At 64.4% G+C, this 413-nt stretch carries 1 protein-coding gene; it reads right to left on the bottom strand.

The window, feature by feature from the left end; translation table 11 throughout:
• Positions 1-410 (bottom strand): transposase (locus tag GCN78_RS28945; RefSeq protein WP_413465255.1); only part of this gene is annotated, 410 nt, incomplete at its 3' end.
• Positions 411-413 lie beyond the last annotated feature (3 nt).

Raw genomic sequence — 413 nt, 5'->3', positions numbered from 1 at the left:
GATCCCTTTTCCGATTCCAGCACATATAACTCGTCGGCCTCGGCGATGCCATGCAGGCCATGCGGCCGGTCCGTTTTTGCCAACGATAAAAATCGGTGGCGCCAGCGAAACGTGGTGTTGCGGTGTACACCCAGTTGTAGCGCCGCCTTGCGCACGGAATCCGATGCAAGCAGGCAATCGGCATAATCGAGCCACAGCGATTTATGGCGCAGGCGAGCCAGCGGCGTGCCGGTGAGCGCATTGAAGGTGCGCCCGCAAGGCACGCAGCGGTAGCGCTGCAAGCCATGCGCATGGCCATGCCGGTGCAGGTGGGGCGAGTGGCAGGCTGGGCAGGCCAAGCGCGAATGCGCCACACCCTCCAGCAGCGCGACGGTCGCGTCGTGTGGCGTGTTGCCACGCAGCAGGGCCATGCC

This window comes from Janthinobacterium rivuli (assembly GCF_009208735.1).
Classification (GTDB): domain Bacteria; phylum Pseudomonadota; class Gammaproteobacteria; order Burkholderiales; family Burkholderiaceae_D; genus Janthinobacterium.
This window is presented reverse-complemented; position numbering and strand designations above follow the sequence as displayed.